At 67.6% G+C, this 25,567-nt stretch carries 23 protein-coding genes; 16 read left to right on the plus strand and 7 right to left on the minus strand.

The genetic code is table 11. The annotated features are described in order from the left end of the window. Positions 1–69 precede the first annotated feature (69 nt). The 6 genes from EV645_RS29010 to EV645_RS29035 all read left to right on the plus strand — a co-directional run bounded on the left by EV645_RS29010 (position 70) and on the right by EV645_RS29035 (position 6,802). A complete protein-coding gene (locus EV645_RS29010) occupies positions 70–1,284 on the plus strand; it encodes an ROK family transcriptional regulator (RefSeq protein ID WP_130447172.1) in 1,215 nt (404 codons plus the stop codon). 192 nt (positions 1,285–1,476) lie between these two features. Continuing rightward, complete coding sequence (locus EV645_RS29015; protein WP_130447173.1) at positions 1,477–3,177, plus strand: ABC transporter substrate-binding protein; 1,701 nt, start codon at positions 1,477–1,479, stop codon at positions 3,175–3,177. A 9-nt stretch (positions 3,178–3,186) separates the two neighbouring features. Beyond that, complete coding sequence (locus tag EV645_RS29020) at positions 3,187–4,176, plus strand: ABC transporter permease (protein ID WP_130447174.1); 990 nt, start codon at positions 3,187–3,189, stop codon at positions 4,174–4,176. A 90-nt stretch (positions 4,177–4,266) separates the two neighbouring features. After that, complete coding sequence (locus EV645_RS29025) at positions 4,267–5,112, plus strand: ABC transporter permease (RefSeq protein ID WP_130447175.1); 846 nt, start codon at positions 4,267–4,269, stop codon at positions 5,110–5,112. Further along, entirely contained in the window at positions 5,109–6,005 is an 897-nt protein-coding gene (locus EV645_RS29030) for an ABC transporter ATP-binding protein (RefSeq protein WP_130447176.1), read from the plus strand. The genes EV645_RS29025 and EV645_RS29030 overlap by 4 nt, the downstream gene beginning before the upstream one ends. After that, positions 6,002–6,802 (plus strand): ABC transporter ATP-binding protein, encoded by an 801-nt coding sequence (locus tag EV645_RS29035; RefSeq protein WP_130447177.1) that lies wholly within the window; start codon positions 6,002–6,004, stop codon positions 6,800–6,802. Before EV645_RS29030 ends, EV645_RS29035 begins: the two co-directional genes overlap by 4 nt. 39 nt (positions 6,803–6,841) lie before the next feature. Here EV645_RS29035 and EV645_RS29040 read toward each other — a convergent pair whose 3' ends face one another. Both EV645_RS29040 and hemW read right to left on the minus strand, forming a co-directional pair. After that, the gene (locus EV645_RS29040) at positions 6,842–9,190 is read right to left on the minus strand and encodes a polysaccharide lyase 8 family protein (RefSeq protein WP_130447178.1); all 2,349 of its coding nucleotides are present in this window, start codon (positions 9,188–9,190) and stop codon (positions 6,842–6,844) included. A gap of 93 nt (positions 9,191–9,283) precedes the next feature. Next, positions 9,284–10,495: a radical SAM family heme chaperone HemW gene (hemW, locus tag EV645_RS29045; RefSeq protein WP_130447179.1), complete on the minus strand. Its 1,212-nt coding sequence runs from the start codon at positions 10,493–10,495 to the stop codon at positions 9,284–9,286. Positions 10,496–10,743: 248 nt separating this feature from the next. Here hemW and EV645_RS29050 point away from each other — a divergent pair, with 248 nt between their 5' ends. The 4 genes from EV645_RS29050 to EV645_RS29065 all read left to right on the plus strand — a co-directional run bounded on the left by EV645_RS29050 (position 10,744) and on the right by EV645_RS29065 (position 14,905). Beyond that, the gene (locus tag EV645_RS29050) at positions 10,744–12,759 is read left to right on the plus strand and encodes an MDR family MFS transporter (RefSeq protein WP_130447180.1); all 2,016 of its coding nucleotides are present in this window, start codon (positions 10,744–10,746) and stop codon (positions 12,757–12,759) included. Positions 12,760–12,791: 32 nt separating this feature from the next. Further along, positions 12,792–13,478: a Crp/Fnr family transcriptional regulator gene (locus EV645_RS29055; protein ID WP_130447181.1), complete on the plus strand. Its 687-nt coding sequence runs from the start codon at positions 12,792–12,794 to the stop codon at positions 13,476–13,478. A 105-nt stretch (positions 13,479–13,583) separates the two neighbouring features. After that, positions 13,584–14,480, plus strand: coding sequence for an N-acyl homoserine lactonase family protein (locus tag EV645_RS29060; RefSeq protein WP_130447182.1), 897 nt, complete (start codon positions 13,584–13,586; stop codon positions 14,478–14,480). Next, positions 14,477–14,905: an SRPBCC family protein gene (locus EV645_RS29065; protein WP_130447183.1), complete on the plus strand. Its 429-nt coding sequence runs from the start codon at positions 14,477–14,479 to the stop codon at positions 14,903–14,905. The genes EV645_RS29060 and EV645_RS29065 overlap by 4 nt, the downstream gene beginning before the upstream one ends. A 26-nt stretch (positions 14,906–14,931) precedes the next feature. Here EV645_RS29065 and EV645_RS29070 read toward each other — a convergent pair whose 3' ends face one another. Further along, the gene (locus EV645_RS29070) at positions 14,932–15,345 is read right to left on the minus strand and encodes an META domain-containing protein (RefSeq protein ID WP_130447184.1); all 414 of its coding nucleotides are present in this window, start codon (positions 15,343–15,345) and stop codon (positions 14,932–14,934) included. A 133-nt stretch (positions 15,346–15,478) separates the two neighbouring features. Between EV645_RS29070 and EV645_RS29075 the strand changes: the two genes are divergently transcribed. Genes EV645_RS29075 through EV645_RS29090 form a run of 4 tightly spaced genes read left to right on the plus strand, consistent with a single transcriptional unit; the run spans position 15,479 to position 18,921 of the window. Continuing rightward, positions 15,479–16,711: a sensor histidine kinase gene (locus EV645_RS29075; protein ID WP_130447185.1), complete on the plus strand. Its 1,233-nt coding sequence runs from the start codon at positions 15,479–15,481 to the stop codon at positions 16,709–16,711. Continuing rightward, positions 16,702–17,346, plus strand: coding sequence for a LuxR C-terminal-related transcriptional regulator (locus EV645_RS29080; protein ID WP_130447332.1), 645 nt, complete (start codon positions 16,702–16,704; stop codon positions 17,344–17,346). The genes EV645_RS29075 and EV645_RS29080 overlap by 10 nt, the downstream gene beginning before the upstream one ends. A 15-nt stretch (positions 17,347–17,361) precedes the next feature. Beyond that, positions 17,362–18,237 (plus strand): alpha/beta fold hydrolase, encoded by an 876-nt coding sequence (locus tag EV645_RS29085; RefSeq protein WP_130447186.1) that lies wholly within the window; start codon positions 17,362–17,364, stop codon positions 18,235–18,237. A gap of 3 nt (positions 18,238–18,240) precedes the next feature. Next, complete coding sequence (locus EV645_RS29090; protein ID WP_130447187.1) at positions 18,241–18,921, plus strand: IMP cyclohydrolase; 681 nt, start codon at positions 18,241–18,243, stop codon at positions 18,919–18,921. Here the strand turns inward: EV645_RS29090 and EV645_RS29095 are convergent, their stop codons facing one another. The 4 genes from EV645_RS29095 to EV645_RS29110 form a co-directional block, all read right to left on the minus strand. Further along, the gene (locus EV645_RS29095; RefSeq protein ID WP_130447188.1) at positions 18,922–20,757 is read right to left on the minus strand and encodes an AMP-dependent synthetase/ligase; all 1,836 of its coding nucleotides are present in this window, start codon (positions 20,755–20,757) and stop codon (positions 18,922–18,924) included. A gap of 173 nt (positions 20,758–20,930) precedes the next feature. Then, complete coding sequence (locus EV645_RS29100; protein ID WP_130447189.1) at positions 20,931–21,956, minus strand: aspartate-semialdehyde dehydrogenase; 1,026 nt, start codon at positions 21,954–21,956, stop codon at positions 20,931–20,933. A gap of 152 nt (positions 21,957–22,108) precedes the next feature. After that, on the minus strand, positions 22,109–22,294 hold the full coding sequence (locus EV645_RS29105; RefSeq protein WP_130447190.1) for a tautomerase family protein: 186 nt from the start codon (positions 22,292–22,294) through the stop codon (positions 22,109–22,111). A 36-nt stretch (positions 22,295–22,330) separates the two neighbouring features. Then, a complete protein-coding gene (locus EV645_RS29110; protein WP_130447191.1) occupies positions 22,331–23,833 on the minus strand; it encodes a sodium:solute symporter family protein in 1,503 nt (500 codons plus the stop codon). A 150-nt stretch (positions 23,834–23,983) separates the two neighbouring features. Here EV645_RS29110 and kduI point away from each other — a divergent pair, with 150 nt between their 5' ends. Both kduI and EV645_RS29120 read left to right on the plus strand, forming a co-directional pair. Then, complete coding sequence (gene kduI, locus EV645_RS29115) at positions 23,984–24,808, plus strand: 5-dehydro-4-deoxy-D-glucuronate isomerase (protein WP_242000727.1); 825 nt, start codon at positions 23,984–23,986, stop codon at positions 24,806–24,808. Beyond that, positions 24,805–25,557 carry an SDR family oxidoreductase gene (locus EV645_RS29120; RefSeq protein ID WP_130447192.1) on the plus strand — a complete coding sequence of 251 codons (753 nt, stop codon included), beginning with the start codon at positions 24,805–24,807 and terminating at the stop codon, positions 25,555–25,557. Before kduI ends, EV645_RS29120 begins: the two co-directional genes overlap by 4 nt. Positions 25,558–25,567: the final 10 nt, after the last annotated feature.

The following is a 25,567-nucleotide window of genomic DNA, read 5'->3' on the forward strand; positions in this document are numbered from 1 at the left end:
TGCCCTCCTAGGCGGCCGTTCCCACTATATTCACAGATCTAACTAACCGGACATAAGGCGGATGGACCGATGCAGCAGGTCAGCGACTCCTCGCAGTCGCCGGGCTACGATCCGGCGCCGACGAGCAGCCGCGCCCTGATCGTCGACCGCATCCGCTCCGCCGGCACCCTCAGCCGGGTCGAACTTACCCAGCTCACCGGCCTGAAGGCACCATCGGTCACCGCGGTCGTCCGCAGGCTGATCGACGACGGCCTCGTCGCCGAGACCGGTCGGGGCACCTCCACGTCCATCGGCGGCAAACCCCGGACGCTGCTGCAGATCCGGGCGGCGGCGCGGTACGTCGTCGGCGTCCACCTCAGCGAGGACCACCTGACGTACGTGCTGGTCGACTACGCTGGCGGCGTGGTCGCGCGCTGGCGGCGGGACGGTCCGGGAGACGAGAGCGACCCCGAACAGGTCGTCGAGCGGGTAGCGAACGAGACCCGCGAGCTGATCGCGCGTTCCGGAGTCGATCAGGCACTCGTCCTCGGTCTCGGCTTCGTCTGCCCCGGCCCGCTGATCCGCAACCGCGGAGTGACGTCGGCGCCGCCGTCGATGACGCGCTGGGTCGGATTCCCGATCCGCAGCCGCCTCGAAGAACTCCTCGGGATGCCCGCACTGCTCGAGAACGACGCGACCGCGGCCGCCGCAGGCACCCGCCTCACCACCAGCCACGACGTCTCGGTGATGGCGGCGTTGTTCATGAGCGAGGGCATCGGTTCCGGCCTGCGGCTCAACGGCAACGTCTACCAGGGCGCGCACGGCAACGCCGGCGAGGTCGGGCACATCTGCGTCCAGATCGGCGGACCGCGCTGCTGGTGCGGAGGCACCGGCTGCCTGGAGGCACTCGCCGGACCGGCCGCCGTCGTCGAGAAGGCCCGCGCGGCCGGGCTCGACCTCGGTTCGCACCGGCACTCCGGTGTCGCCGCCTTCGCCGCTATCGCCCGGCTGGCCTTGAGCGGGGACTCCCGCGCGGAGGCGATCATCCGTGACAGCGCCGCGTGGATCGCCATCGGCGCGCAGACGATCGCCAACATGTACGACGTACAGCTCCTGGTTCTCACCGGGCCGGCCTTCGCCGTCGCCGGGACGATCTACCTGCCGATCCTGCAGGAGCGGATCCTGAGCTCGGTCTTCGGGCGCAGCGTCGGCACCGAAGTGGTTCTGGACGAGCGCGGGCACGACGCGGCGGCGATCGGCGCCGCGCTGATGATGCTGAAGTCCGAGCACGCCATCTCCGCCTAGCCACCGCTCCCCCGCACCGGCAGCCGGTCCCCCTCGCGACCGTACGCGGTCAAATCGTTACCCGCCCGAACCCTTGCGCCAAGTTTATTAGGCCAACTAAGTTACCGCCCAGCTTCCCTGGCCGGCTGCCGGGTGACGCGTTCCAAGGACCGCGTTGGTGCGGACCATGCATGCCCGGAAAGGAATCCCCCCATGCTCCGGAACTCCACGAACCGCCCGCGGCTTCGACGCCTGGTGAGCGCCGTCGCCGCCGTGACCGCAACGGCCCTCACGCTCGGCGCCTGCTCAGGCGCCGCCACCGGCGGCGGCGGTCAGGCAATCGCGAAGGACGCCTCGATCACCGTCGCGGCCGGCGATACCACGGCCAAGAACTTCAACCCGTTCAGCTCCACGGCGTTGCAGCCGACGCTCGGCGTCATCTACGAGCCGCTGTACTGGTACAACTTCGCGAAGCAGTCCGAGGCGACCCCGGTGCTCGCGACCGGCTACTCCTGGAATGCGGCCGGCACAGAGCTCACGATCAAGCTCCGCCACGGCGTCAAGTGGAACGACGGCCAGCCGTTCACCGCGACGGACGTCGCCTACACGTTCAACCTGGTCGCGAAGACCCCCGCGCTCAACCCATCCGGCCTCGCCGCGACGGCCAAGGCCACCGCTGACGACACCGCCGTACTGACGTTCAAGTCGAAGTCCCTGATGCAGGAGCCCGCCGTACTCGCGAACCAGGCGATCGTGCCGGAGCACATCTGGAAGGACATCAAGGACCCGACCACGAACCTCAACGAGAACCCGGTCGGCACCGGTCCGTTCAAGCTGAAGTCGTTCACGCCGCAGAGCTACGTGCTGACCAAGAACGACCAGTACTGGGAGGCGGGCAAGCCCACGATCAAGGAGGTCCGCTACCTGCCGGTGCAGTCGGCGGACGCGGCCAGCGCCGCCCTTGTCGCGGGCAAGGTCGACTGGGCGAGTGCGTACCTGCCCGGGATCGACAACATCATGAAGTCCAACAAGGACCTGACCTACGTCAACACCCCCGTGATGACGACGGTGATCGTGACCTGCTCGAACGCTCAGCTCGGGTGCGCCGGTCCGCAGACCGATCCCGCGGTACGCAAGGCGATCTACCTGGCCATGAACCGCGAGCAGCTCGCCAAGCTGGCCGGCGGTGGAGTCGCGGGCGTCGGATCACCCACGCTGCTGCTCCCCGGCCGCGACGACGGCTGGATCGCGGACGCCGGCTCGGCGAAGCTTCCGCAGAGCGCGAACGCCGACGAGGCGGGCAAGCTCCTCGACGCGGCCGGCTGGACCAAGGGCAGTGACGGCGTACGGACGAAGGCCGGTAAGCGGCTGACACTGACCGTCCAGACTGTGACGGGCTGGAGCGACTACATCTCGATCAACGACACGCTCAAGCAGCAACTGGCCGCGGTCGGCATCGAGCTGAAGCCCAGCCAGGTCTCGTGGAACGAGTGGAACGCCGCCCAGACGAACGGGAAGTTCCAGCTGTCGCTCGACTCCGTCGGCCTCGGCGCCTCCACGAACCCGTACTTCACCTACGACAGCAAGCTCGCCTCGACGAACACCGCCGCGGTCGGCAAGAGCGCGTCGGCCGGCAACCAGTCCCGGTTCTCGAATCCGACCGTCGACGCGGCCCTCACGGCGGCGGCCGGTACGACGGACCCGGCCGCGCAGAAGGCGGCGTACGCGAAGATCCAGGGCGTCATCGCGGATCAGCTGCCCTACATCCCGGTCTACGTGAACTCGATGCTCACCGAGTTCAACACCTCGCGCGCGACCGGCTGGCCGACCAAGGACAACACCTACGTCCTGCCTGCGGCCTGGAAGGCGTGGGACGCCGGGATCGTGCTCAAGACCATCACCCCCGCCAAGTAGCGGCCGACTGTGCGCTATCTGCTGCGAAAGCTCGTCTTCTACGTCGCCGCTCTCTGGGCAGCACTGACGCTGAACTTCCTGATTCCCCGGCTGATGCCGGGGAACCCGGTCGACCTCATGCTGTCCAAGCTGGCGACGAAAGGTCCGGTCACCCCGACGACCCGGGCAGCCATCGAGGCGCTGCTCGGGACGGACACGCACTCGTCCCTGTGGGCGCAGTACTGGAAGTACCTGCACCAATTGGTGTCCGGGAACCTCGGGACCTCGATCGCGTACTTCCCGGAGCCGGTCTCCCAGGTCATCGGCCAGACGCTGCCCTGGACCGTCGGCCTGATCGGGCTGGCGACGGTGATCTCGTTCGCCGTCGGCATCCTGCTCGGCCGGGCCGCCGGCTGGCGCCGTGGATCGTGGATCGACAACCTGATCCCCGTCACCACGATGCTGCAGTCGGTGCCGTACTTCTGGCTGGCGCTGCTGCTGCTGTTCCTGCTCGGCAGCACGTGGCCGGTCTTCCCCCTCAACGGCGGGTACGACGTGTACTCCGTGACGCCGGGCTGGAACCTGCCGTTCGCGCAGTCGATCGTGTACCACGGCACGCTGCCGGCGCTGACCATCGTCATCTCGTCGATCGGCGGCTGGATGCTCGGGATGCGCAACATGATGGTGTCGACGCTGTCCGAGGACTTCGTCGTCACCGCCGAGGCGAAGGGGCTGACGCCGCGCCGGATCCGCTCGCGCTACGTCGCCCGGAACGCGATCCTGCCCTCGATCTCCGGGTTCGCGATCTCGCTCGGTTTCGTGGTCGCGGGTTCGATCGTCACCGAGGCAGTTTTCACCTATCCCGGGATCGGCTCCGCACTACTGCTTGCTGTGGGCAACAACGACTACGCGCTGATGCAGGGCGTGTTCCTGATCATCACGCTCGCGGTCCTCGGCGCCAACCTGCTCGTCGACCTGCTGTACGGCGTCATCGACCCGCGCACCCGCGCGCGATCCTGAACGGGGTGAACTGATTTGGCCATCACCACTGAAGGAGCAGCGCAGACGGCGACCGCTGAGGCGGCGCCGGCCCGGCGCAGGCTGCCGCCGATGACGCTGAAGCTGGGCGTCGGCCTGGGCATCGCCGGCGTGATCGTCCTGTTCGGCGTGATCGGACCGCTCGTCGTCGGCAATCCGTCGACCGTCCGGGACATGGGCCTGACCGGCCCGGGCAACGGCTTCCTGCTCGGCACCACCCAAACCGGTCAGGACGTCTTCGCCCAGCTCGCCTACGCGACCCGCGGATCGCTGATCATCGGCGTCGTGGTCGGCGCGTTGACGCTGCTGCTGTCGTCGTTCTTCGGCATCGTCGGGGCGTTCGTCGGCGGCTGGGCGGACGAGGCATTCTCGCTGTTCACCAACATCATGCTCGTCATCCCGGGCCTGCCGCTGGTGATCCTGATCTCCAGCTATGTGCCGAACAAGTCGATCTGGCTGGTCGCCGCGGTCCTCGCGATCACCAGTTGGGCCGGCTCCGCCCGCGTCCTGCGCGGCTTCACCCTGAGCGTGCGCAGCCGCGACTACGTGCTCGCGGCAAAGATCAGCGGCGAGAAACGCTGGCGGATCCTGTTCGTCGAGATCCTGCCGAACCTGATCCCGCTGCTGGCGTCGCAGGTCGTGTTCGCGGTGATCTTCGCGATCCTCGGCGAGGCAGGGTTGTCGTTCCTCGGCCTCGGCGCCTCCGGATCATTCACGTGGGGCACGATGCTGTTCTACGCACAGAACGGCCTCGCGCTCCGGCTCGGAGCCTGGTGGTGGTTCGCGCCGCCGGGGCTGGCGATCGCGCTCTTCGGCGCGGCGCTGTCGCTGATCAACTTCTCGATCGACGAGATCATCAACCCGAAGCTGCGCTCGCAGACGCGCGCCGAGCGCAACAAGTGGAGCGTGAAGGCATGAGTAGTCCCGTGCTCAGCATCGAGAATCTCAGCATCGACTACCTGGCCGAGACCACTGTGCACGCGGTGCGCGAGGTCTCGCTCACGTTGGAACGCGGCGAGATCCTCGGCCTGGCAGGCGAGAGCGGCTGCGGGAAGTCGACGCTCGCGTACGCGATCACCCGGCTGCTAAAACCGCCGGCGCGGGTCACCTCAGGACGCGTCGTGTTCTCGTCGCGCGAAGGGTACGACGTCGACCTGTCGGGTCTCGCCGGGGACGACCTGCGCGCGTTCCGCTGGGACAAGATCGCGATGGTCTTCCAGGGCGCGATGAACTCGCTCAACCCGGTACTGCGGATCTCCGAGCAGCTCGAGGACGTGTACCTCACGCACCGGCCCGAGCTGACCAAAGCGGAACGCCGGATCCGTTGCGGCGAGCTGCTCGAGCGGGTCGGCGTCGACCGGAACCGGCTGCGCGCGTACCCCCACGAGCTGTCCGGCGGGATGCGGCAGCGCGTGATGATCGCGATGGCGCTCGCGCTCGAGCCGCAGGTGCTGATCATGGACGAGCCGACGACCGCGCTCGACGTCGTCGTACAGCGGGAGATCCTCCTCGAGATCACCCGGCTGCGGGCGGAGCTCGGGTTCGCGGTCATCTTCATCACCCACGACCTGCCGCTGCTGCTCGAGATCAGCGACCGGATCGCGGTGATGCGGGCCGGGCTGATCGTCGAGTTGGACGATGCGCTGACGCTGTACACGAAACCCAAGCACCCCTACACGCGGCGGCTGCTCTCGTCGTTCCCCAGTCTGACGGGCGAGCGCGGCGGGTTCGTCCGCAGCGGGGACCTGGCTTCGGTGGAGCTCGATGAGACCGAACAAACCATTGAGGCCGTCGAGATGGAGAGCCGATGAGCGTCCTGGAAATGCGTGACGTGGTCATGGAGTACCGGCTCCGCGAAGGTCTGCGGACCACGCGGTTGCGTGCCGTCGACAAGGTCAGCTTCGAGTTGCCGCCGGGCCGCACGATCGCGCTCGTCGGTCAGTCCGGGTCGGGCAAGTCGACGATCGCCAAGTTGCTGATGCAGCTCGAGCGGCCGACGTCCGGATCGATCCTGGTGGACGGCGAGCCGATGCAGTATCGCGGTGCGCGCGCGGCGGCGTACCGGAAGGCTGTGCAGATGGTGTTCCAGGATCCGTTCGGGTCGCTGAATCCGTACCACACGATCGGACATCACCTGGCCCGGCCGGTGAAGCTGCATCATCCGGACTTCAGCCGCGAACAGGTGGCCGATCGGGTGGCGGAGCTCCTGCGGCGGGTCCGGCTGGACGAGGACTACGTCGGCCGGAAGCCGCACGAGTTGTCTGGTGGCCAGCGGCAACGAGTTGCGATCGCACGGGCGCTCGCACCGGAGCCGGCGATCCTGGTCGCGGACGAGCCGGTGTCGATGCTCGACGTGTCGATCCGCTTGGGGGTGCTCAACCTGCTCGCCGCCCTGCAGCGGGAGGAGAATCTCGGGGTCCTCTACATCACGCACGACCTCGCGACCGCACGGCATTTCAGCGACGAGATCATGGTTCTGTACCACGGCGCGGTCGTGGAGCACGGGCCGGCTGATGACGTGATCCTGAATCCGCAGCATGAGTACACCCAGCTGCTCGCCGAGGCGGCTCCTGCGCCGGAACGTCGGTTGGCCGAGCTCGGGCACTGAGGGCACTCGTTTGAGGTGCCCTTTCGCACCTAGCAGAGCTCAGTGGAACGACGCGGTATGCGTCTTGCCGTTGGTGCCACCAACGGCAATGTCGAGGACCAACTGCCTGCCGGTCTCGACCACGGTCACGCTGTCGTCCATCGTGACGACGCTGCGGATCGGTTTCTTGATCGTCAGCCTGAGGGTCTGCACGGTCCGGCTCGGATCGGACACCGCGACAGTCGTCGTCCGTCCGTCCTTGCCGATCACCACCGATGCCGGCCCATCGCTGGTGACCTCGGCTACCTGGCCGGCCACCCAGAAGTTGATGAGTGTCAGGCCGTCGGTGTGGGATCGGATCGCCTGAACATTCGCGGTGTTGGCGAGGATGCTCAGGCCCGGGTCATGCGCACGTTCGGCCGTCTGCCGACTGGATGCTTTGGGCAACAGAATGTAGGCGTACTCGCCTGTTGTGGTGCCGTGCTCGAGGACGAGCTTGGCGTAGCGGCGGGTGTGCGGGGTGGTCGAGCCGGCAGTGTCGTTGCCGATGTTGATCTCCGACCAGGACCCGGTGCGGTCCTCGCGCTCGGTCCTGAGGCGGCCGCCGGTCGGGAAGACGTAGCCGGCGACGCCGTCCAGGTGCACCCATCTCGGGTCGTCGTACGTGCCGGTTGCCGCTCGACCGTTGACGAGCAGGGCCGCGGCTCCGTCTTCGTGCAGGTTGCGGTTCTCGACGATCGTCTCGACCGGGTAGCCGTCTGTTCCCGTGATACCGGCGCCCAGGGCCACAACCGAGTCGCGCAGGCAGAACCACGACTTCCTTGCCTGCAAGGTCTTGTCGTAGTTGATCAGGTGCATGCCGACCGCGCCGGCGAGATCCTTGTACGACGCCCCGCCGACCCAGTCGGCGTACGCCGCGACGGTGCCAGTGCCCGCACCGGTGCCGCCGGGTTGGCGCGGTTGCGTGCTGACCGTCGTACCTGGCAGGCGTTGTGCGTCGACGGTCGGCCAGTACGCGTCGTAGTACTGCGATTGGTCGTCCGTATAGAGGTAGGTCATGCCGTCGCCGACGTACCAGCCGCGGAGGTTCTCGCCGTTGCCCCACTCGTAGCGGGCCATCCGTTTCGACGACATCGCGATCGCGAAGGTCCAGCCGGGGCGGCGATGGACGACGCGGTCCTGGTTGTAGAACTGGAAGTGCCGCGGGATCGCGGGCGCGGCCTTGACCGCGGTGTTCGCGAGGAGGGCCTTGGCGCGAGAGATCTCCGGGATCGACGCGCCGGGCAGGTAGTCGTTGAGGCGGTCGCGGGTGATCCAGCCCTTGGCCACGGCCTTGAAGCGCGAGGCGTATGGCTCGGCGACGCCGCTCGCCAGGAGCAGGACGGTCGACGTGGTGGCGTGGCCGTTGCGGTGGTCGCCGGCGGCCTCGCGGGAGATCGCGCGGCCGGAGACGCAGTCCATCATCAGGCCGTCGGTCATGAACGGCGCGAAGCTCGCCTCGACCGCGTCGAGGAGTACGGCGCGGTTCGGGTCGGCGATCTCCCAGGTGGAGCCGCCGAGGAGGGCGGTGAGGTTCGCGACTCCGCCGAGCGCGACGTTGCCGTAGGTGCCGATGTACGCAAGGTTGCCGTGCTGGATGAACGAGCCGTCGCGGTAGAAGCCGTCGCCGCTGGTGACGTACGTGAACACGCTGTTCTTGCCGGACTCGGCGACGTCGCTCAGCGCATCGCGGGCGGCGGCGAGCTTGTCGGCGGACTTGCCGACGATGCCGCGGAGGGCGGTGATCAGTGCCTTGTCGACACGGTTCGCGCCGGTCTCGCGGAGGGTCGGCGAGTTGGTCCGGCGGTTCGGGTCGGGGACGAAGTGGTCGACGGCCTTCAGGTACGCGGTGAGCTGGGCGGCTTCGAGTGCGTCGTACGCGAGGATGCAGGTGTCGAGGAGGGCGCGCGGTGCGCCGATCTCCCAGAACCACCAGTTGCCGGTCTCTTTGAGGGTCTCGTTGTAGGCGTTCGCGTTGAGGAAGTCGAGGGCGCCGCTCAGCTCGTCGGCCCAGTCTGCGCTCTGGGTGGTCGCGCCGGCCAACGCGATCGTCTTCAGGCGCGTGTAGCTGATCGAGAAGTTCCCGCTGGTCGGGCTCAACGGCAGATCCGGCCAGAGCGCGGTCCGGTCGGCAGTCGTGATCATCGTGCTGGTGTATTGCTGCGCCTGAGCGGTCAGCTTGCCGAGCGCGTCAGCGTACGCCGGGTCGGTGGTGTCGATCGCACCCCCGGTGTTGAGCTCGGTCCAGCGGGCTCGGAGTACGTCGTACTCGTCGTCCGCGAACGCTCGGGTGGGCAGACTTATCGCACTGATCGCGCCGGCGGCAACCCCGGCCTGAAGCAACAGTCGACGACGAAAACTGGGCGGCATCGCGACTCCTCGGGGGTGGTAAACGCTTACCCCAGATCCTGCCGCCTGCGCACAACAGTCGTCAACAACCCACTACGATCACTTCTGATCACTTCACGGAAGCAGATCCCTCACCACGGCATCAGCCAACAACCGTCCCCGATCTGTCAGCACCAGCCGATCGCCGTCCATCACCGCGAGACCGTCCTCGACGACCTGGTCGGCTGCGGCGCGGCCGGGCTCGTCCAGGACCTCTCGCGGCAGACCGGCCTCCAGGCGCACCTCGAGGAGGACGCGCTCTATGCGGCGGGTTTCTTCGTCGAGGGTTTCTCGGGCCTGGGCTGGGCTTTGGTTGGTGTTGAGGCGTTCGGCATAGGCGCTCGGGTGCTTGACGTTCCACCAGCGAGTTCCGGCTACGTGGCTGTGGGCGCCGGGGCCGATGCCCCACCAGGTGTCGCCGCGCCAGTAGAGCTCGTTGTGGCGGCAGCGGGCCGCCGTACTGCGGGCCCAGTTGGAGACCTCGTACCAGCGCAGGCCCTCGGCGGAGAGCAGCTCGTCGGCCAGGACGTACTTGTCGGCGAGATCGTCGTCGTCCGGCATCGGCAGTTCACCGCGCCGGATCCGCCGCGCCAACTGCGTCCCGTCCTCGACGATCAACGCATAAGCGCTCACGTGATCGGGCTGAGCGGACAGCGCCGACTCGAGCGAAGCGCGCCAGTCATCCAGTGATTCGCCCGGGGTGCCGTAGATCAGGTCGAGGTTCACATGCTCGAAGCCGGCCGCGGTCGCCTCCTTGACCGCCTGCAGCGCACGCCCGGGAGTGTGCTGGCGGTCGAGGATCTTGAGCACGTGCGACGACGCACTCTGCATGCCGAAGCTGACCCGGTTGAAGCCAACGGCCCGCAGCTCATCGAGATACGCAGGGTCGACCGACTCCGGGTTCGCCTCGGTCGTCACCTCCGCGTCGGGAGCCAGCCCGAACTCATCACGAACGGCGGCCAGCATCCTCCCGAGATCGGCCGCCGGCAGCAGCGTCGGCGTACCGCCACCGAAGAACACGGTGTCGACCGGCCGATCCAGCTCCCCCAGCACCCGACGGGCAAGGAGCACCTCGCGGACCGCGGTCTCGGCGTACGACGCCTGCGACCCACCGCCGCCGAGCTCGCGCGCGGTGTAGGTGTTGAAGTCGCAGTACCCGCACCGCGACGCACAGAACGGCACGTGCAGGTAGAACCCCAACGGCCGGCTCGCGGCTTCGCGGACGGCGGACTCCGGCAACGCCCCGTCCAGGGGCGCAACCTCTCCCTCGGGCAATGTTGACGGCACCCACCTATCCTACGGACCTAGGGCATGTCTGGTGATCCAGCGCCGTAGCGAGGAGGTGCTCGGCGCGGTGCATCGGCGCGCGGGGGCGAAGGGGTCGATGCGGAGCATCGTTCCCTTCGCACCCGTGCGGCGAGGTGCCGTGCCGAGTGCCCCGCAGTAGGCGATGGATCACCAGACATGCCTGATTCTTGACCGGATCTCCGTCGTTTCGTGGTCACAGGATGTCCGGAGATAGCTACATTCGGCTTATGGAGACCGAGGCTCAGCCTGTCGGACGCGGCACGCGGAACGCGGTGATCGTCGCGATCATGCTCGGAATGTTGCTCGCGGCCCTCGATCAAACGATCGTCGCGACCGCGCTGCCCACGATCGTCAGCGACCTCGGCGGCGCGAACCACCTGTCCTGGGTGGTCACGTCGTACCTGCTCGCCGAGACGATCATGACCGCGCTGATCGGCAAGTTCGGCGACCTGTACGGGCGCAAGCCGATGTTCCTGATCAGCGTCGTACTGTTCCTCGCCGGCTCGGCCCTGTGCGGGATGGCCGACTCGATGCTGTGGCTGGTCGGCTCCCGCGCGATCCAGGGCCTCGGCGCCGGCGGTCTGATGGTCACCGCGATGGCCGTGATCGCGGACGTCGTACCGCTGAGCGAACGCGGGAAGTACCAGGGCGTGATGGGCTCGGTCTTCGGCGTCTCGACCGTCGCCGGTCCGCTGCTCGGCGGGCTGTTCGTCGACCACCTGAGCTGGCGGTGGGCGTTCTACGTGAACATCCCGCTCGGCATCGTCGTCCTGATCGTTGCCTCGATCTCGTTGCCGTCGGTGAAGGCGCCGGAGCGGCCGAAGATCGACTACCTCGGCATCCTGTTCATCGCGCTCGCCGCGACCGGGCTGACGCTGGTGACGACCTGGGGCGGCAACGAGTACGACTGGACCTCGCCCGTCATCATCTCGATGGCGATCGGCTCATTGGTTGCCCTGGGCCTCTTTATCCTGGTCGAACAACGGGCCGCGGAGCCGTTGCTGCCGTTGCGCTTGTTCCGGTCCGGGGTGTTCACGGTGTGCGCGGTGATGAGCTTCATCATCGGGTTCGCGATGCTCGGCGGGGTCACGTACCTGCCGACGTACCTGCAGTTCGTGCACGGCGCTTCGGCGACCGAGTCCGGCCTGCAGATGCTGCCGCTCGTCGGCGGGCTGCTGGTCGCGTCGGTCGTGACCGGTCAGACGATCAGCAAGACCGGTCGCTACCGGCTGTTCCCGATCGTCGGCACGATCCTGATCGGTGTCGGGCTGTTCCTTCTCTCACTGCTCGACAACTCCACGTCGTACGTCGTGACCGCCGGCTACATGGTAGTACTCGGAGTGGGTGTCGGCCTGTGCATGCCGGTCCCCACGGTCGTCGTTCAGAGCACGGTCGACTACGCGGACCTCGGGGTCGCGACGTCCGGTGTGAGTTTCCTGCGCACCATGGGCAGTTCGTTCGGCGTGGCAGTGTTCGGGTCGATCTACTCCCACCAACTGCCGGTTCACCTGGAGGAAGCCGTCCGGGCCACGGGCGCGGATCCCCGGGTGGTGACGACGGTCGAGGGCGTGCGCAATCTCCCCGAGTCGATGCGGCCGGCGGTGACGGCGGCGTACGCCGACTCCTTGCACACCGTGTTCCTGTGGGCGGTTCCGGTGGCGGCGCTCGGGTTCCTGACCGCGCTGCTGCTGAAGGAAGTCCCGCTCCGCGACAGCGCGCGCATGGCCGCGTCCGATGTCGGCGAGAACTTCGCGGCGCCGTCGTCGTTCGACTCCGAGCGCGAACTCCAGAAGCTCGCGGCCCTCGTCGTACAGCACCACAAGCGCAACCCAGCGCCCGAGGTCCTTGCCGAGTCCGGTATACCGCTCAGCAACGCCGAGGCCTGGATGATCATGCGCGTCTTCCGCGGCGGCGCCGAGAAGGGTTCCGCCACCCTGGCCGAGATCACCGGCGGCCTCCGCATGCCACCGGGCGCCCTCGAACCGCTCGCCGGCCAACTGGTTGCCAATGGCTACCTTTCCGAGACCCTCGGCCACTACCGCTTCACGCAACTCGGCATGGAGATGTTCCAGCGCTTCGTCGGCGCCTTCCGGATCTGGATGCTCGACCGCCTCACCGACTGGGACCCCGAGAACTCCGAAGCCTTCTCCCACGCCGTAGACCGAATCGCCGAACAAATGATCGACCAAGGTCAATCCCTCACCACCGGCAAACACGCCGCTGCCCTGGTCGGTACTCAGTAGCTTCAACAGGCCTGGTGGATCATGCTTGAGGGATGGCTGATGGGGACGTGGCGGCGGCTCTGGCCGGCAGCTTCCTTGGAGGGTTGCCGGGTGAGCTGATCGAGCGGTTGCTGGCGACGGGTGATCGGATTGATTACCCGGCCGGCAGCACGCTGTACCGCGAGCGCTCCTCTCCGCGTGCGGTGCTGGTGGTTCGCGGGTTGCTGCGTGTCTACATGTCCTCGCCGGAAGGGCGTCAGGTGACGGTCCGGTACGCGCGGGCTCGCGACGTACTCGGGATCGCCGTACTCGTCGCAGGGCCGGCCGATGTCGGCGTACAGACGCTCTCGGAGTGCACGCTCTTCCGGATCGACGCCGGGCTGCTGACGACTGCCGCGCGTACTGACAGCCGGGTCGCATGGGCGGTGGCGGAGGAGCTCAGTCGCCGGCTGTACGAGAACCTGCAGCAGACCGCGGTCAACGCCTTCGGCACCGTGCGCCAACGCGTCGCCTCGCACTTGCTGGACCTGGCGTCGACCCAGCAGGGTCCACGCGGCGAGCTCGTCGCCCGGGTGTCCCAGCAGGACCTCGCGGATTCCGTCGGATCGGTCCGCGAGGTGGTGGCGCGCGTACTGCGAGAGTTCCGGCTGGCCGGGCTGGTCGCCACGTCCGCCGACAAGGTCCACATCCTCGATGCCACCGGTCTCCACGACCAGACCTGGAACCCCGACGACGCGTGACCTCGGTTACTCCCTCGCACTACAAAAGTCACAGACGTGGCCACCGCCCCGGGCGAAGACTGATGCCCTCGGCCCCGAATCCGTCGGGGCCCGAAGGGAGATCAGATGTCCACGGAAGCAACCAGATTGCCGGCGCGCACCGGCACCGGCGATCCGGTCAAGGCGGTGTCGGTGATCAGCACCGGCAGCGTCGAGATCCACCCCGAACACGCCTACGGCTCACGGAAGCCGCTGTACTGGTGGCTGCTCACGTCCCGCCGCTGGCTGCCGGCCCGCCCGATCAACGTGTACGTCATCGAGCACGCGAACGGGCTGGTGTTGTTCGACACCGGCCAGGATCGCGCCTCTGTGACCGATCCGTCGTACTTTCCGGGTGGGTTCAACGGGGTCGTGTACGACCGGTTGGCCAGGTTCCACATTGCCGAGCACGAGACGCTCGACGCACAACTGGGCACGCTCGGGTACTCGACCGCCGACGTCGACAAGGCGGTCATCTCGCACCTGCACCAGGACCACATCGGCGGGATCCCTCAGCTCGGCGGCAGTGAACTGCTGATCACCTCGTCGGAATGGGACCAGCTGTCCGGCTTCTCCCCCGAGGCTCGCGGTTTCCTCCGGTCGCATATCGACGTACCCGGCGCGCGCTGGAAACACGTCGACTTCACCACCGACGTCGATCTCACGCCGTTCCCTCGAGCGTTCGATGTCATGGGTGACGGATCGATCCTCCTGTTCCCCACGCCCGGTCACACGCCTGGGTCGATGTCGATGCTCGTACGTCGGCGCGAGCTGCCGCCACTGCTGATGGTCGGCGACCTCACGTACGAGGCCGGCCTGCTCGAACGTCGTCAACTGCCAGGTGTTGGCGTCCGGAGCGAGCTCGCCCGCACGACCGACAACGTCCTGGCGCTCGCCGAGCAACTGCCCGGCCTCGTCGTCCTCCCCGCCCACGACCCGACCGCGGCGCAGCGCCTGGTCGACAGCTCCCGGCGGCCGCAATGAAATTCACCAACACGATCACCATCGAGCGTCCGCCGGCCACGGTCTTCGCCTACCTGCTGAACCTCGAGAACATCCCGCAGTGGAACTACGCGCTGTCCGAAACTCGGCAGCTCACCCCCGGCCCACCCGCCGTAGGCACCCGCTACCTGCAGACCCGCACCATCCCCGTCCACACAGAGGAGTCCCTGGAGATCGTCGAGCTCATCCCTGGCAAGCAGCTCACGGTTCAGGGCACGCTCAACTCCTTCCCAGCCATCCTCAGCTACAGCGTTGACGCGGCCGACGGCGGCACGATCCTCACCAATGCGGTCGACCTCCAGCCGTCCGGTCCGCTGAAGCTCTTGGCCCCGATCGCCCACGGCCGCATCAAGTCCGCGGTCGCCGCAAACCTCGCCGCACTGAAGCAACTCCTCGAACAGTCATAGGGTGAGTGTGAGAGTCCGGTCGCGGATCACGCTCGCGGTGAATGAGCTTCTCCCGGTTCCGCGAGGCGCCGGTCCAGCAGGACGATCGTCGTACCACCGCTGATCAGCGTGAGAGTGTCGGCGTCGATGGTCCACCTGGGCCGGCGAGTTACGAAATCCATCAACCAGTCGTCCTGAGCCTCCAGTTCAGGACCGCATCCGATCTGTGTCTGCACGCCTTGGACGAACCCCAGTACCCCGTCGTCGAGCGTGACCCCACCACCCAGCTGGTTGCATCCGGCGCGGACGATCAGTACGCCGTCCTTTCGGATGGTCAACAGAATTCGACTGCCCGGCACCAGCGGCCTGTCGACCCCGTCCTCGGTCACCGCCACGGACAAGTAAGTCTTACCGATCGGCGACCCCTCACCACCGATCAACGGCCCGTATTTCACAGTCATCTTCCGCCCCCTTCACTCCGGATTATCCCGCCGATGACCTCATCCATCACGGACTCTGGGGTGGGGATAACTACAGGGTGGTCGGGGAGCCAACCGCAATGGAATGACGGCCGGGAGGCGACAGGCTCGGAGCATGGTGGCTGAATTGAGGGCGAGGGTGTTCGCGCCGGTGCGGGCGTTGGTGACGATGTTGCTGTCTGTCGCGGGTGTGCTTGCGGCGGTGCTTGTGCTCGTCAGCAGCGCGCTGGTGGTGGTTGGGATCGGGCGGTACGCCGTACCGCCTGCGGTCTGGCTCTTGCGGAAAGTGGCGGATGCGGCGCGTGCTCTGGTGCGGATGGCCGGTGTCGATGTGAGGCGACCGTACGGGCCTGAGACCAGTGCGATCGGGCTGCTGAAGGCGCGCAGTACCTGGAGGGACATCGGCTGGGCGTTCATCGACCCGGTGATCGGGACGTGGGCGACCGCGCTTGCGATCGCGATGCCGCTGTTCGGGGTGTACGGCGCTGTCGTGCAGCCGTTCGTTTGGCGGGCCAACGAACGGGCGGGCGGCATCAACTCGTTCGGTCCCATCCACGTGACCTCGACCGTGACCGCGCTCGCCGCGATCCCGGTCGGCCTCGCGATGATCGCCGCCGGCCTGTACATCGGGCCGCCGCTGCTCACCCTGCGCGCCAGCTGGTCGGCCGACCTGCTCGGGCCCTCGCGGACCACCGCGCTGGAGGAACGCGTCGAGACGCTGGTCGAGACCCGCGCCGACAGCGCCGGCGCGCAGGCCGCTGAGCTGCGCCGGATCGAACGCGATCTGCACGACGGCGCGCAGGCGCGGCTGGTGGCTCTCGGTATGAGCCTCAGCAACGCCGAGCGCCTGTTCGAGGAGGATCCGGAGGCCGCGCGCAACCTGGTGATCGCGGCCCGCGAGGCGTCCTCCAGGGCGCTCGATCAGTTACGCGATCTGGTCCGCGGCGTACATCCGCCCGTACTCGCGGACCGAGGTCTCGCCGACGCGATCCGCGCGTTGGCCCTGGACTCACTGCTCGAGGTCGAAGTCAGGTCCGACCTGCCTGGCCGTCCGTCGCTGCCGGTCGAGTCCGCGGTGTACTTCGCCGCCAACGAGCTGCTCGCCAACACCGCCAAGCATGCCCGTAGTGCGACCACCGTGGCGATCTCGCTGCACTACACCAACGGCGTACTGCGCTGCGTGGTCACCGACGACGGCCCGGGCGGAGCGGATCCGATGAACGGGACCGGTTTGCGCGGCATCGAGAGTCGGCTCGCGATCTTCGACGGCACGGTCGAGGTCGACAGTCCTGTCAGCGGTCCGACCCGCGTCCAGCTGGAGGTGCCGTGCGCGATCCGATCCGTGTAGTGGTCGCCGAGGATCTGTTCCTGCTCCGCGACGGGCTCGTCCGGACGCTGACCGAGCACGGGTTCACGGTCGTCGCCGCGGTCGGCACCGGACCGTCGTTGCGGAAGGCGATTGTCGACGAACAGCCCGATATCGCGGTGGTCGACGTACGGCTGCCGCCGTCGTTCACGGACGAGGGTCTGCAAGTAGCGATCGAGGCGCGACGGCAACGGCCCGGCTTTCCGGTGCTCGTGCTGTCGCAGTACGTCGAGCAGCTGTACGCCCGCGAGCTTCTTGCCGATGGCAACGGCTCGGTCGGTTATCTGTTGAAGGACAGGGTTTTCAACACCGACCAGTTCGTCGAGGCCGTGCGGTCGGTGGCCGGCGGCGGTACTGCGATGGATCCGCAGGTCGTCGCCAAGCTGCTCAGCAGAGGCGATGCACGCGGGCGTACTGCGGACCTGACTCCGCGCGAACGCGACGTACTGGAACTCATGGCGGCCGGTCGCTCGAACGCCGCGATCGGGCAGCAACTGAGGCTCTCCGTCAGTGCCGTGACCAAACATATCGCCAGCATCTTCGGCAAGCTCGACCTGCCCGCGTCCGATGACGACAACCGTCGCGTGCTCGCCGTCCTCGCGTACCTGAACCGCTGACGTATCCTCGCACCCATGCTGAGTGACGGAGTGCGGACAATCGCCGCAGGTGGGGTCGATCACTGGGTCCGGATCGCGGGCGCCGACAACGACGGAGTACCGCTGGTGCTCGTGCACGGCGGGCCGGGCGAGAGCTCGTACTCGATCGAGCAGTCCGTCGGTGACGAGATCGCGAAGCTCGCGCCGGTCATCTTCTACGACCAGCGCGGGTGCGGCCGGTCGGCGCGTCCGTCCGACACGAGCACCTACACGATGGTCCAGCTTGTTGCGGACCTGGATGAGTTGCGTACGGCGCTGGGAGTCGAGCAGATCGTGCCGTGGGGCGTGTCGTTCGGGTGCCTGCTTGCTGCGGAGTACGCCGTTGCTCATAGCAACCATGTGGCCGGCCTGATCCTGCACGCTCCCCCGATCGTCGACCCCCTCCACCCCGGCCTGTGGACGATGCGCCCGGCCGCGGTCGACCCGATCCTGACGCCGGACGAGCGCGCCGCCCTTCGCACTCAACTCGAGCCCCTCACCGTCCAGATCGAACGCACAGTTGCCGCTATCGGCGCCATCGCCCAGAGCGAGAACGCGGCGAGCTTCTTCTACTACGACCCGGCCAACATCCCCGCCGACGATCCCGCGACGCCGGAGTCCAACCTGGAAATGGCGATGGCCCTGGTCGGTACCGAACGCCCCGATCTCGCCGACGACCTGGCCGCCGTCGACATCCCCACACTCATCCTCGCCGCCCTCTGGGACCGCCACGTCGGCTTCGACACCCCCCGCGACCTCGCCACCCGCCTCCCCCAGGCCACCCTCGAGATCTTCACCAACTCGGCCCACTCGATCGCCGACGAGGAACCAACGAAGTACGTCGAGGTCATCCGCAACTTCCTGGAGCGCTGAGCCGTGCGTTCACTCGGAACATCAGTCGAGTACCCCGGCCGCGGCCTGGCCATCGGCCGCGACGCCGACGGCGTACCGTTCTTCACCTACTGGCTGACGGGGCGCTCGCCCGCGTCGCAGTCCCGCGAACTCGTCGTCCATGACGAGGAGATCGTCGTCCGTGACACCTCCGGCGGCCCAATCGACGACCTCCGCCACTACACCGCCGCCACCCGCGGAGCCGACTGGGTCCTGGTCGGCAACGGCACCCAGGTCAGCGACCTGACCGCCCTCCGCCCGCAGCAGCCCGACCTCCAACTGGCCCTGCGGCACCTCACCTACGAACCCGACCCACCCATCCGCACCCCACGCATCACAGCCACCGCCACCATCGCGGGCCCGGAGCTCACCGAGGTCATGGTCGGTTCCGCTCGGGCGTACGACGGCGCACCCGACCTCACCGTCCACCCGTCCCTCTACACATCCCACGTCGCACCCGGCACCGCGCTCACCACCACGACCTACTCCGGCACCGCACAACAGATCGTCACCAACGGCCACCCGGAGGTCGTCGCCGTACCGTTCCCCTGGTCCGACATCACCGACGCCGTCTGGCAGTCGCTACAACCATCCCTCCGAGTCGCCACCATCACGGTGCGCCTCGACACCCCCACCTTCGCCGCGGTGGTGCTGCAGCAGAGGTGACTACTCGTACATCTTGTCGAGGACGGCGGCGTACTCGACCTCGACGTACTTTCGTTTGAGTTTCAGGCTCGGGGTCATCTCGCCGGACTCGACCGTGAGGTCGCGGTCGAGGATGGTGAACTTCTTGATGGTTTCCCAGCGGTTGAGGGTCGCGTTGAGTTCGTCGACGTAGCCCTGGACCATCGTCTGGGCGGCGTCGGACGTCACGATCTCGGCGTACGGCATTCCGCTCATACCGTTCGCGGCGGCCCAACCCACGACAGCATCAGGGTCCAGCGTCACCAGCGCCGAGACGAAGTTGCGCTTGTTCCCGTGGACGATGAACTGGCTCGCATACGGGCAGATCGTCTTGAAGCGGCCCTCGATGACCTGAGGCGCGACGTACTTGCCGCCCGACGTCTTGAAGAGGTCCTTCTTCCGGTCGGTGATGAACAGGAACTCGTCCTCGAAGTGTCCGATGTCCCCGGTGTGGAACCACCCGTCCGCGTCCAGGACCTCGGCCGTCTGCTCGGGCTGGTTGTGGTACCCGCTCATCACGCCGTCGCCCTTGATCAGGATCTCCCCGTCCTCGGCGATCTTGAACTGCGTCCCCGGGAACGCAGGCCCGACGCTCCCCAGCCGGTACTGCGTCGGCCGGTTCAACGTCGACCCCGCCGACGTCTCGGACAGCCCGTACCCCTCGAGGATCAGCAACCCGGCCGCGTGGAACCACTCGGCCAGCGTCTTGTCCAGCGCCGCCGAGCCGGACACGAAGAACCGGATCCGCCCGCCGAAGCGAGCCCGGATCTTCGACAGCACCAACCGATCCGCCGCTGCGAACTGCGCCGCCAGCAGACCGGACGGCTCCCGCCCCGCCTGCCGCAAGGCGGACACACGCGAACCAACCCCGAACGCCCAGTCGAACATCTTCGCCCGCGCGCCGCCCTCGGACTGGATCATCGTCCGGATCCGCGCGTGCGCCTTCTCGAAGATCCGCGGCGCCGCCGCCATGAACGTCGGTTGGACGACGGCCGCATTCTCGACGATCTTGTCGATCCGTCCGTCCACCGCGGTCGCGAACCCGATCTGGCACTGGACGGCGAGCAGCACCTGCCCGAACACGTGCGACAACGGCAGCCACAGGAACTGCAGGTCGTCCGGCGACAGCACCCGCATCCCCTCGACCGCGGCGCCTTCGTACGTCCACGCCGAGTGCGCCAACCGCACGCCCTTCGGCCGGCCCGTCGTACCGGAGGTGTAGATCAGCGTGCACAGATCGTCCGGCTTGATCGCCGCGATCCGCTCGTCGACCGCGGGCGGGTGCTCAGCCAGGTACTCGTCGCCCAGCGCGTCGAGGTCACCCAGCGAGATGACCCAGTCGCCGTCGCTCTCGACCGGCGTACCGTCGATCAGCACGACCTTGCGCAGCGACGGTGTCTCGGACCGGTGCGCGCGGAGCTTGTCGACCTGCCCCGCGTCCTCGGCGAACACCAGCTGTACGTCGGCATCGGCCACGATGAACGCCACGTCGGCCGAGATCGTCGTCGGGTAGATCGTGGTGGTCGCAGCAGCCGCGAGCACGGCGGCCAGGTAGCACTCGATCCACTCGATCCGGGTGCTGGACGCGATCGCGACCCGCTGCTCCGGCTCGACGCCGAGCGCGATCAGCCCGGCCGCACGCCGGCGCGTCAGCTCCTCGGTCTCGCGCCAGCTCACCGACTTCCATTGCTCGCCGCGCGGGAACCGGAACGCCTCCCGCGCAGGGGTCGCCTCCACCCGCTCCAGGAACATCTGGGCCATCGTGCCCTTGCGGTTGCTCAGGAGAGCGAGCTGGCCGGAATCGGCGACAGGCTTCATAACTGGCCTCCAATGGGGGGTCAAGTGACTGGAGGGTAATCGCAAGCGGCTGGTCCTGACCATGGCACTCGCGCGCCCGCTCGCGCGTTCTCCATCACGTTTCCGCAACATACCCTGATTCGTCGCGCCCCGGAGTCCTACCGCTACTGATCAGCCTTCTTGACGTCGAGAGATCACCGCTGCGCGAGGAGCTCTGCGATCTGTACGGCGTTGAGCGCGGCGCCCTTGCGGAGGTTGTCGTTGGACACGAACAGCACGAGCCCGCGGTTGCCCGGCACGGACTGGTCCTGGCGGATGCGGCCGACGTACGACGGGTCCTGGCCGGCGGCGAGCAGCGGGGTCGGGAGGTCCGTGACGGCCACGCCCGGTGCGGATCCGAGGAGCTCGGTCGCGCGCTCCGGGGTGATCGGCTCGGCGAACTCGGCGTGGATGCTCAGCGAGTGGCCGGTGAAGACCGGCACCCGGACGCAGGTGCCGGCGACCGGGAGGTCCGGGATGTGCAGGATCTTGCGGCTCTCGTTGCGGAGCTTCTGCTCCTCGTCGGTCTCACCGGTGCCGTCGGCAACGATCGGACCGGCGAGCGGGAGGACGTTGAACGCGATCGGACCGGCGTACACCTTGGGCTCCGGGAGCGTGATGCCTTCCGTGCCGCGGGCAAGCTTCCCGCCCGGTACGGCGAGGGCGCGGGCCTGGTCCTCGAGCTCGCTCACGCCGACCCCACCGGAGCCCGAGACGGCTTGGTAGGTGGACACGACGAGCCTGGTCAGCGTCGCCGCGCGGTGCAGCGGGGCGAGGACCGGCATCGCGGCCATCGTCGTGCAGTTCGGGTTGGCCACGATGCCCTTGGGCAGGTTGTCGAGGTCCTCCGGGTTCACCTCGGAGACGACGAGCGGCACGTCGGGATCCATCCGCCAGCCGGACGAGTTGTCCACGACGACGGCACCGGCCGCGGCAACCTTCGGCGCAAGCTCCTTCGACGCCGTCTTCCCGTTCGAGAACAGCGCAAGCTCGAGCCCGGCGAAGTCCGCCGTCGCGGAGTCCTCGACGGTGATCTCCCTGTCACCGAACGGCAGCGTCTTCCCCGCCGACCGAGCCGAGGCGAAGAACCGCACCTCGTCCACCGGGAACTTCCGCTCGACGAGCAGCTCCCGCATGACGCTACCGACCTGGCCTGTGGCTCCGAAAACACCTACTCGCATGCTCCGCAGACTACTTGGCCGCCTCCAGCCGGCGCGGATGATTTCAGATGGCGGATCTGCAGCCCATCACAATCGCCGCGTGACGCCCGAGCGCACGCTCGAGCCGCACCTGGTGACGCAGTTGTGATGGGCTGCAGATCCGGCCACCGCCCTCAGGCGTCCGCGGCGAGCGTGCCACCGTTCGCCACGTCGGTCTTCTCGATCTCCTGGAAGACGATGCGGACGGCCTCGCGCTTCGCGCCGAGGATGGCGATGGCGGAGTCGGTGACGGCGGCGACGAACTCGCGGCGCTGGTCGAGGGTGCGGCCGGAGAGGAGTTCGACGGTGATGTTCGGCATGGGTTGTTCTCCTGAGGGTTGGGTTGGGCCAGTGTTTCAGGACAGGACCGCGGCGGGGCGGGCGGCGGTCTCGTCCGGGTCGGTGTTCAGCGAGTCGACCAGGTCGTCGACCTCCGCGCGGTTCTCCGGCAGCAGCAGGCCGAGGCCGACGTACACCACCAGGGAAGTTGCCAGCGGCAACGCGACGACCAGCGTCTGGTCGGTCGAGCCGATGCCGTACTTGACGATCGCCCACGCGATCAGGCCGATCGCCCACGACGCCAGCGCGGCCCGCGATCCGCTCCGCCGGAACCACGGCAACAGGCCGAGCATCAGCGGGATCGCGATCGGTCCCATCGTCGCGGCGACCAGGTCGACGACGATCTTCAGTACGACGCCTTCGCCGTTCGTGGCGATCGCGATCAGCATGCTCACCGTGACGAACGTGAACGTCACGATCCGCGCCATCTTCAACGTCGCCGCATCGGTCAGCCGGCGGACCTTCGGCACGAGGACCGGCGCGAGATCCCGCGTGATCACCGACGAGATCGCGTTCGCGTCGGACGCCACCATCGCCATCGTGTGCGAGAAGAAGCCGGCCAGCACCAGCCCGATCAGCCCGCTCGGCAGGAGCAGTTGCGACAGTTCGACGTACGACTGCTCCGGCTTTCCGGGGTGTACGAGCAGCGGCGCGGCGCACATCGGGATGAAGAGCACCAACGGCCACACGAGCCAGAGTGCCGACGACAGCAACGCGGACTTCTTCGCTGCGGATCCGGATGGCGCGGCCATGTAGCGCTGCGCCAGGTTCCACATGCCGCCGTTGTACTCGAAGGTTTTGATGAACAGGAACGCGATCAGGAAGATCGGCGTGTACGGCCCGTTCAGCGCGTGACCGTGCCCGGCCGGCAACTGATCCCACATCTTCCACAACGTCGGTACGCCGTCCAGATGCGCGAGCACGCCGATGAACATCGCGATGCCGGCGCCGAACTGGATCACGAACTGGCCGAAGTCGGTGAGTACGTCGGCCCACAGCCCGCCGAGCGTGGCATACAGCATCGTCACCACACCGGTCAGCAGGATCCCCCACCGCATCGGCACTCCGGTGAATCCGTTCAGCAGTACGGCGATCGCGACCCACTTCGACGCGATGTCGACGACCTTCAGCGCGGCACCGGAGTACGCGAGCGCCTGCTGTGTCGGCAGGTTGTACCTGCGTGCGAGGTACTCCAGTGGCGACACAACCCCGTGTTTGGCGCGGAGACGATTCCAGCGGGCGGCGAACAGGAACGCGCCGATCCCGACGCCGATGCCGATCGTCATGGCCCACCAGACATAGACCGTGATGCCGTAGCTGTAGGCAACTGCCGCGAACGCAACGAACATGACCGCGCTGTAGCCGGACATGTGATGCGAGATGCCGGACAACCACCAGGGAATCCGGCCGCCGGTCGTGAAGTAGTCCACGACGGTCTTGATCTTGGTGCGCGACCAGAGCCCGATCAGCACCATCAACACGAAGTACGCGACCAGGACAGTCCAGTCCAGAGTGGTCATCAGGATCCTCCCAGGGGCGATGGGCGATTGCCTGGAAGGTTCCATCGAACAGAACTCGGTGTCAATACACGGAACCTGGAACATTTCGTCGCGGGGTTCCAGCGGCTCTGATGATTGACACAGGGGTTCCGTCACGTAGAACCTTGTTCTGTGACTCTGCAGATCAGGCACGCCACCCATCCCGAGCAGCTGCCCGGTTTCGACACCGCCGCGCTGCGCCGCCACTACCTGGTGGACGACCTCTTCGTCCCGGACGAGATCACCGCGGTGCTCACCCACCACGACCGGATCGTGCTCGCCGGCGCCTGCCCCGCGAACGGGCCGCTGACGTTGGATACGTACCCCCAGCTGCGCAGCGAGTACTTCCTCGAACGCCGCGAGGCCGGCGTCGTCAACGTCGGCCGACCCGGCACGGTCACCGCGGACGGCACGAAGTACGAGCTGACCACCGGTGCCTGCCTGTACGTCGGACGCGGCGTACGCGAGGTCGTTTTCGAAGGGGCCGATGCAGCTTTCTACGTTTTCTCCGCGCCCGCGCACACCGCCTTCCCGACCGCACAGGTCAACCCCGGCGAGGGAAACCGGCTCGAGCTCGGCGATCAGCAGACCGCGAACCGTCGCACGATCGACCAGTACATCCACGCGGACGGCGTACAGAGCTGCCAGGTCGTGCTCGGCGTGACCACGCTGCACGCGGGCAGCACCTGGAACACCATGCCCGCCCACACCCACGACCGCCGTACCGAGTGCTATCTGTACTTCGGCCTCCCGGAGACCGAGCGGATCGTCCATCTCCTCGGCGAGCCCGACGAGACCCGGCACGTGCTCGTCGCGGATCGGCAGGCGATCATCTCGCCGAGCTGGTCGATCCACTCCGGCTGCGGCACGTCGTCGTACAGCTTCGTGTGGGCGATGGCCGGCGAGAACCAGGCGTTCGGCGACATGGACGGTGTCGACGTACAGGATCTGCGGTGACGTTCAGCCTCGAAGGGCGTACTGCGCTCGTCACCGGTGCTCGTCGTGGCATCGGCGCCGCCATCGCAGCGGGGTACGCCGCGGCCGGCGCCGAGCTGATCCTGATGGCCCGGGACGCAGCGCTCGAGGACACCCTCGAGGCGATCAAGCAGAACGGCGGCGGCGAAGCGACGGTTGTGATCGCCGACTTCGCGGATCCTGCCGCCGTGGAGGCGGCCGCGGTCGAGCTGGCCCGGGAACGGCACATCGACATCCTGGTCAACAACGCCGGTACGATCCGGCGAGCGCCGGCGGCAGAGACGACGACCGCGGACTGGCAGCACGTGATCGATGTGAACCTCAACTCCACCTGGGCAGTCACCCGACCGGTCGGGGCCGCGATGGCGGAACGGCGTACCGGGAAGGTCATCACGATCGCCTCGCTGCTGAGCTTCCAGGGCGGGATCACGGTTCCGGCCTACACTGCCAGCAAGCATGCGGTGGCGGGACTGACCCGGGCGCTGGCCAACGAGTGGGGCCCGGCCGGGGTTCAGGTGAACGCGATCGCGCCCGGATACATCAGTACCGACAACACCACCGAGCTGCGCGCGGACCCGGCTCGCGAGGCCGCCATCCGGCAGCGCATCCCAGCCGGTCGCTGGGGGCGGCCGGAGGACGTCGTCGGCGCGGCGGTGTTCCTCGCTTCCACGGCAGCCGACTACGTGAACGGCCACGTTCTCGCGGTCGACGGCGGCTGGCTCTCCAGATAACTCAGCCAGA

The sequence above is a fragment of the Kribbella rubisoli genome (assembly GCF_004217145.1).
GTDB classification, from domain to species: domain Bacteria; phylum Actinomycetota; class Actinomycetes; order Propionibacteriales; family Kribbellaceae; genus Kribbella; species Kribbella rubisoli.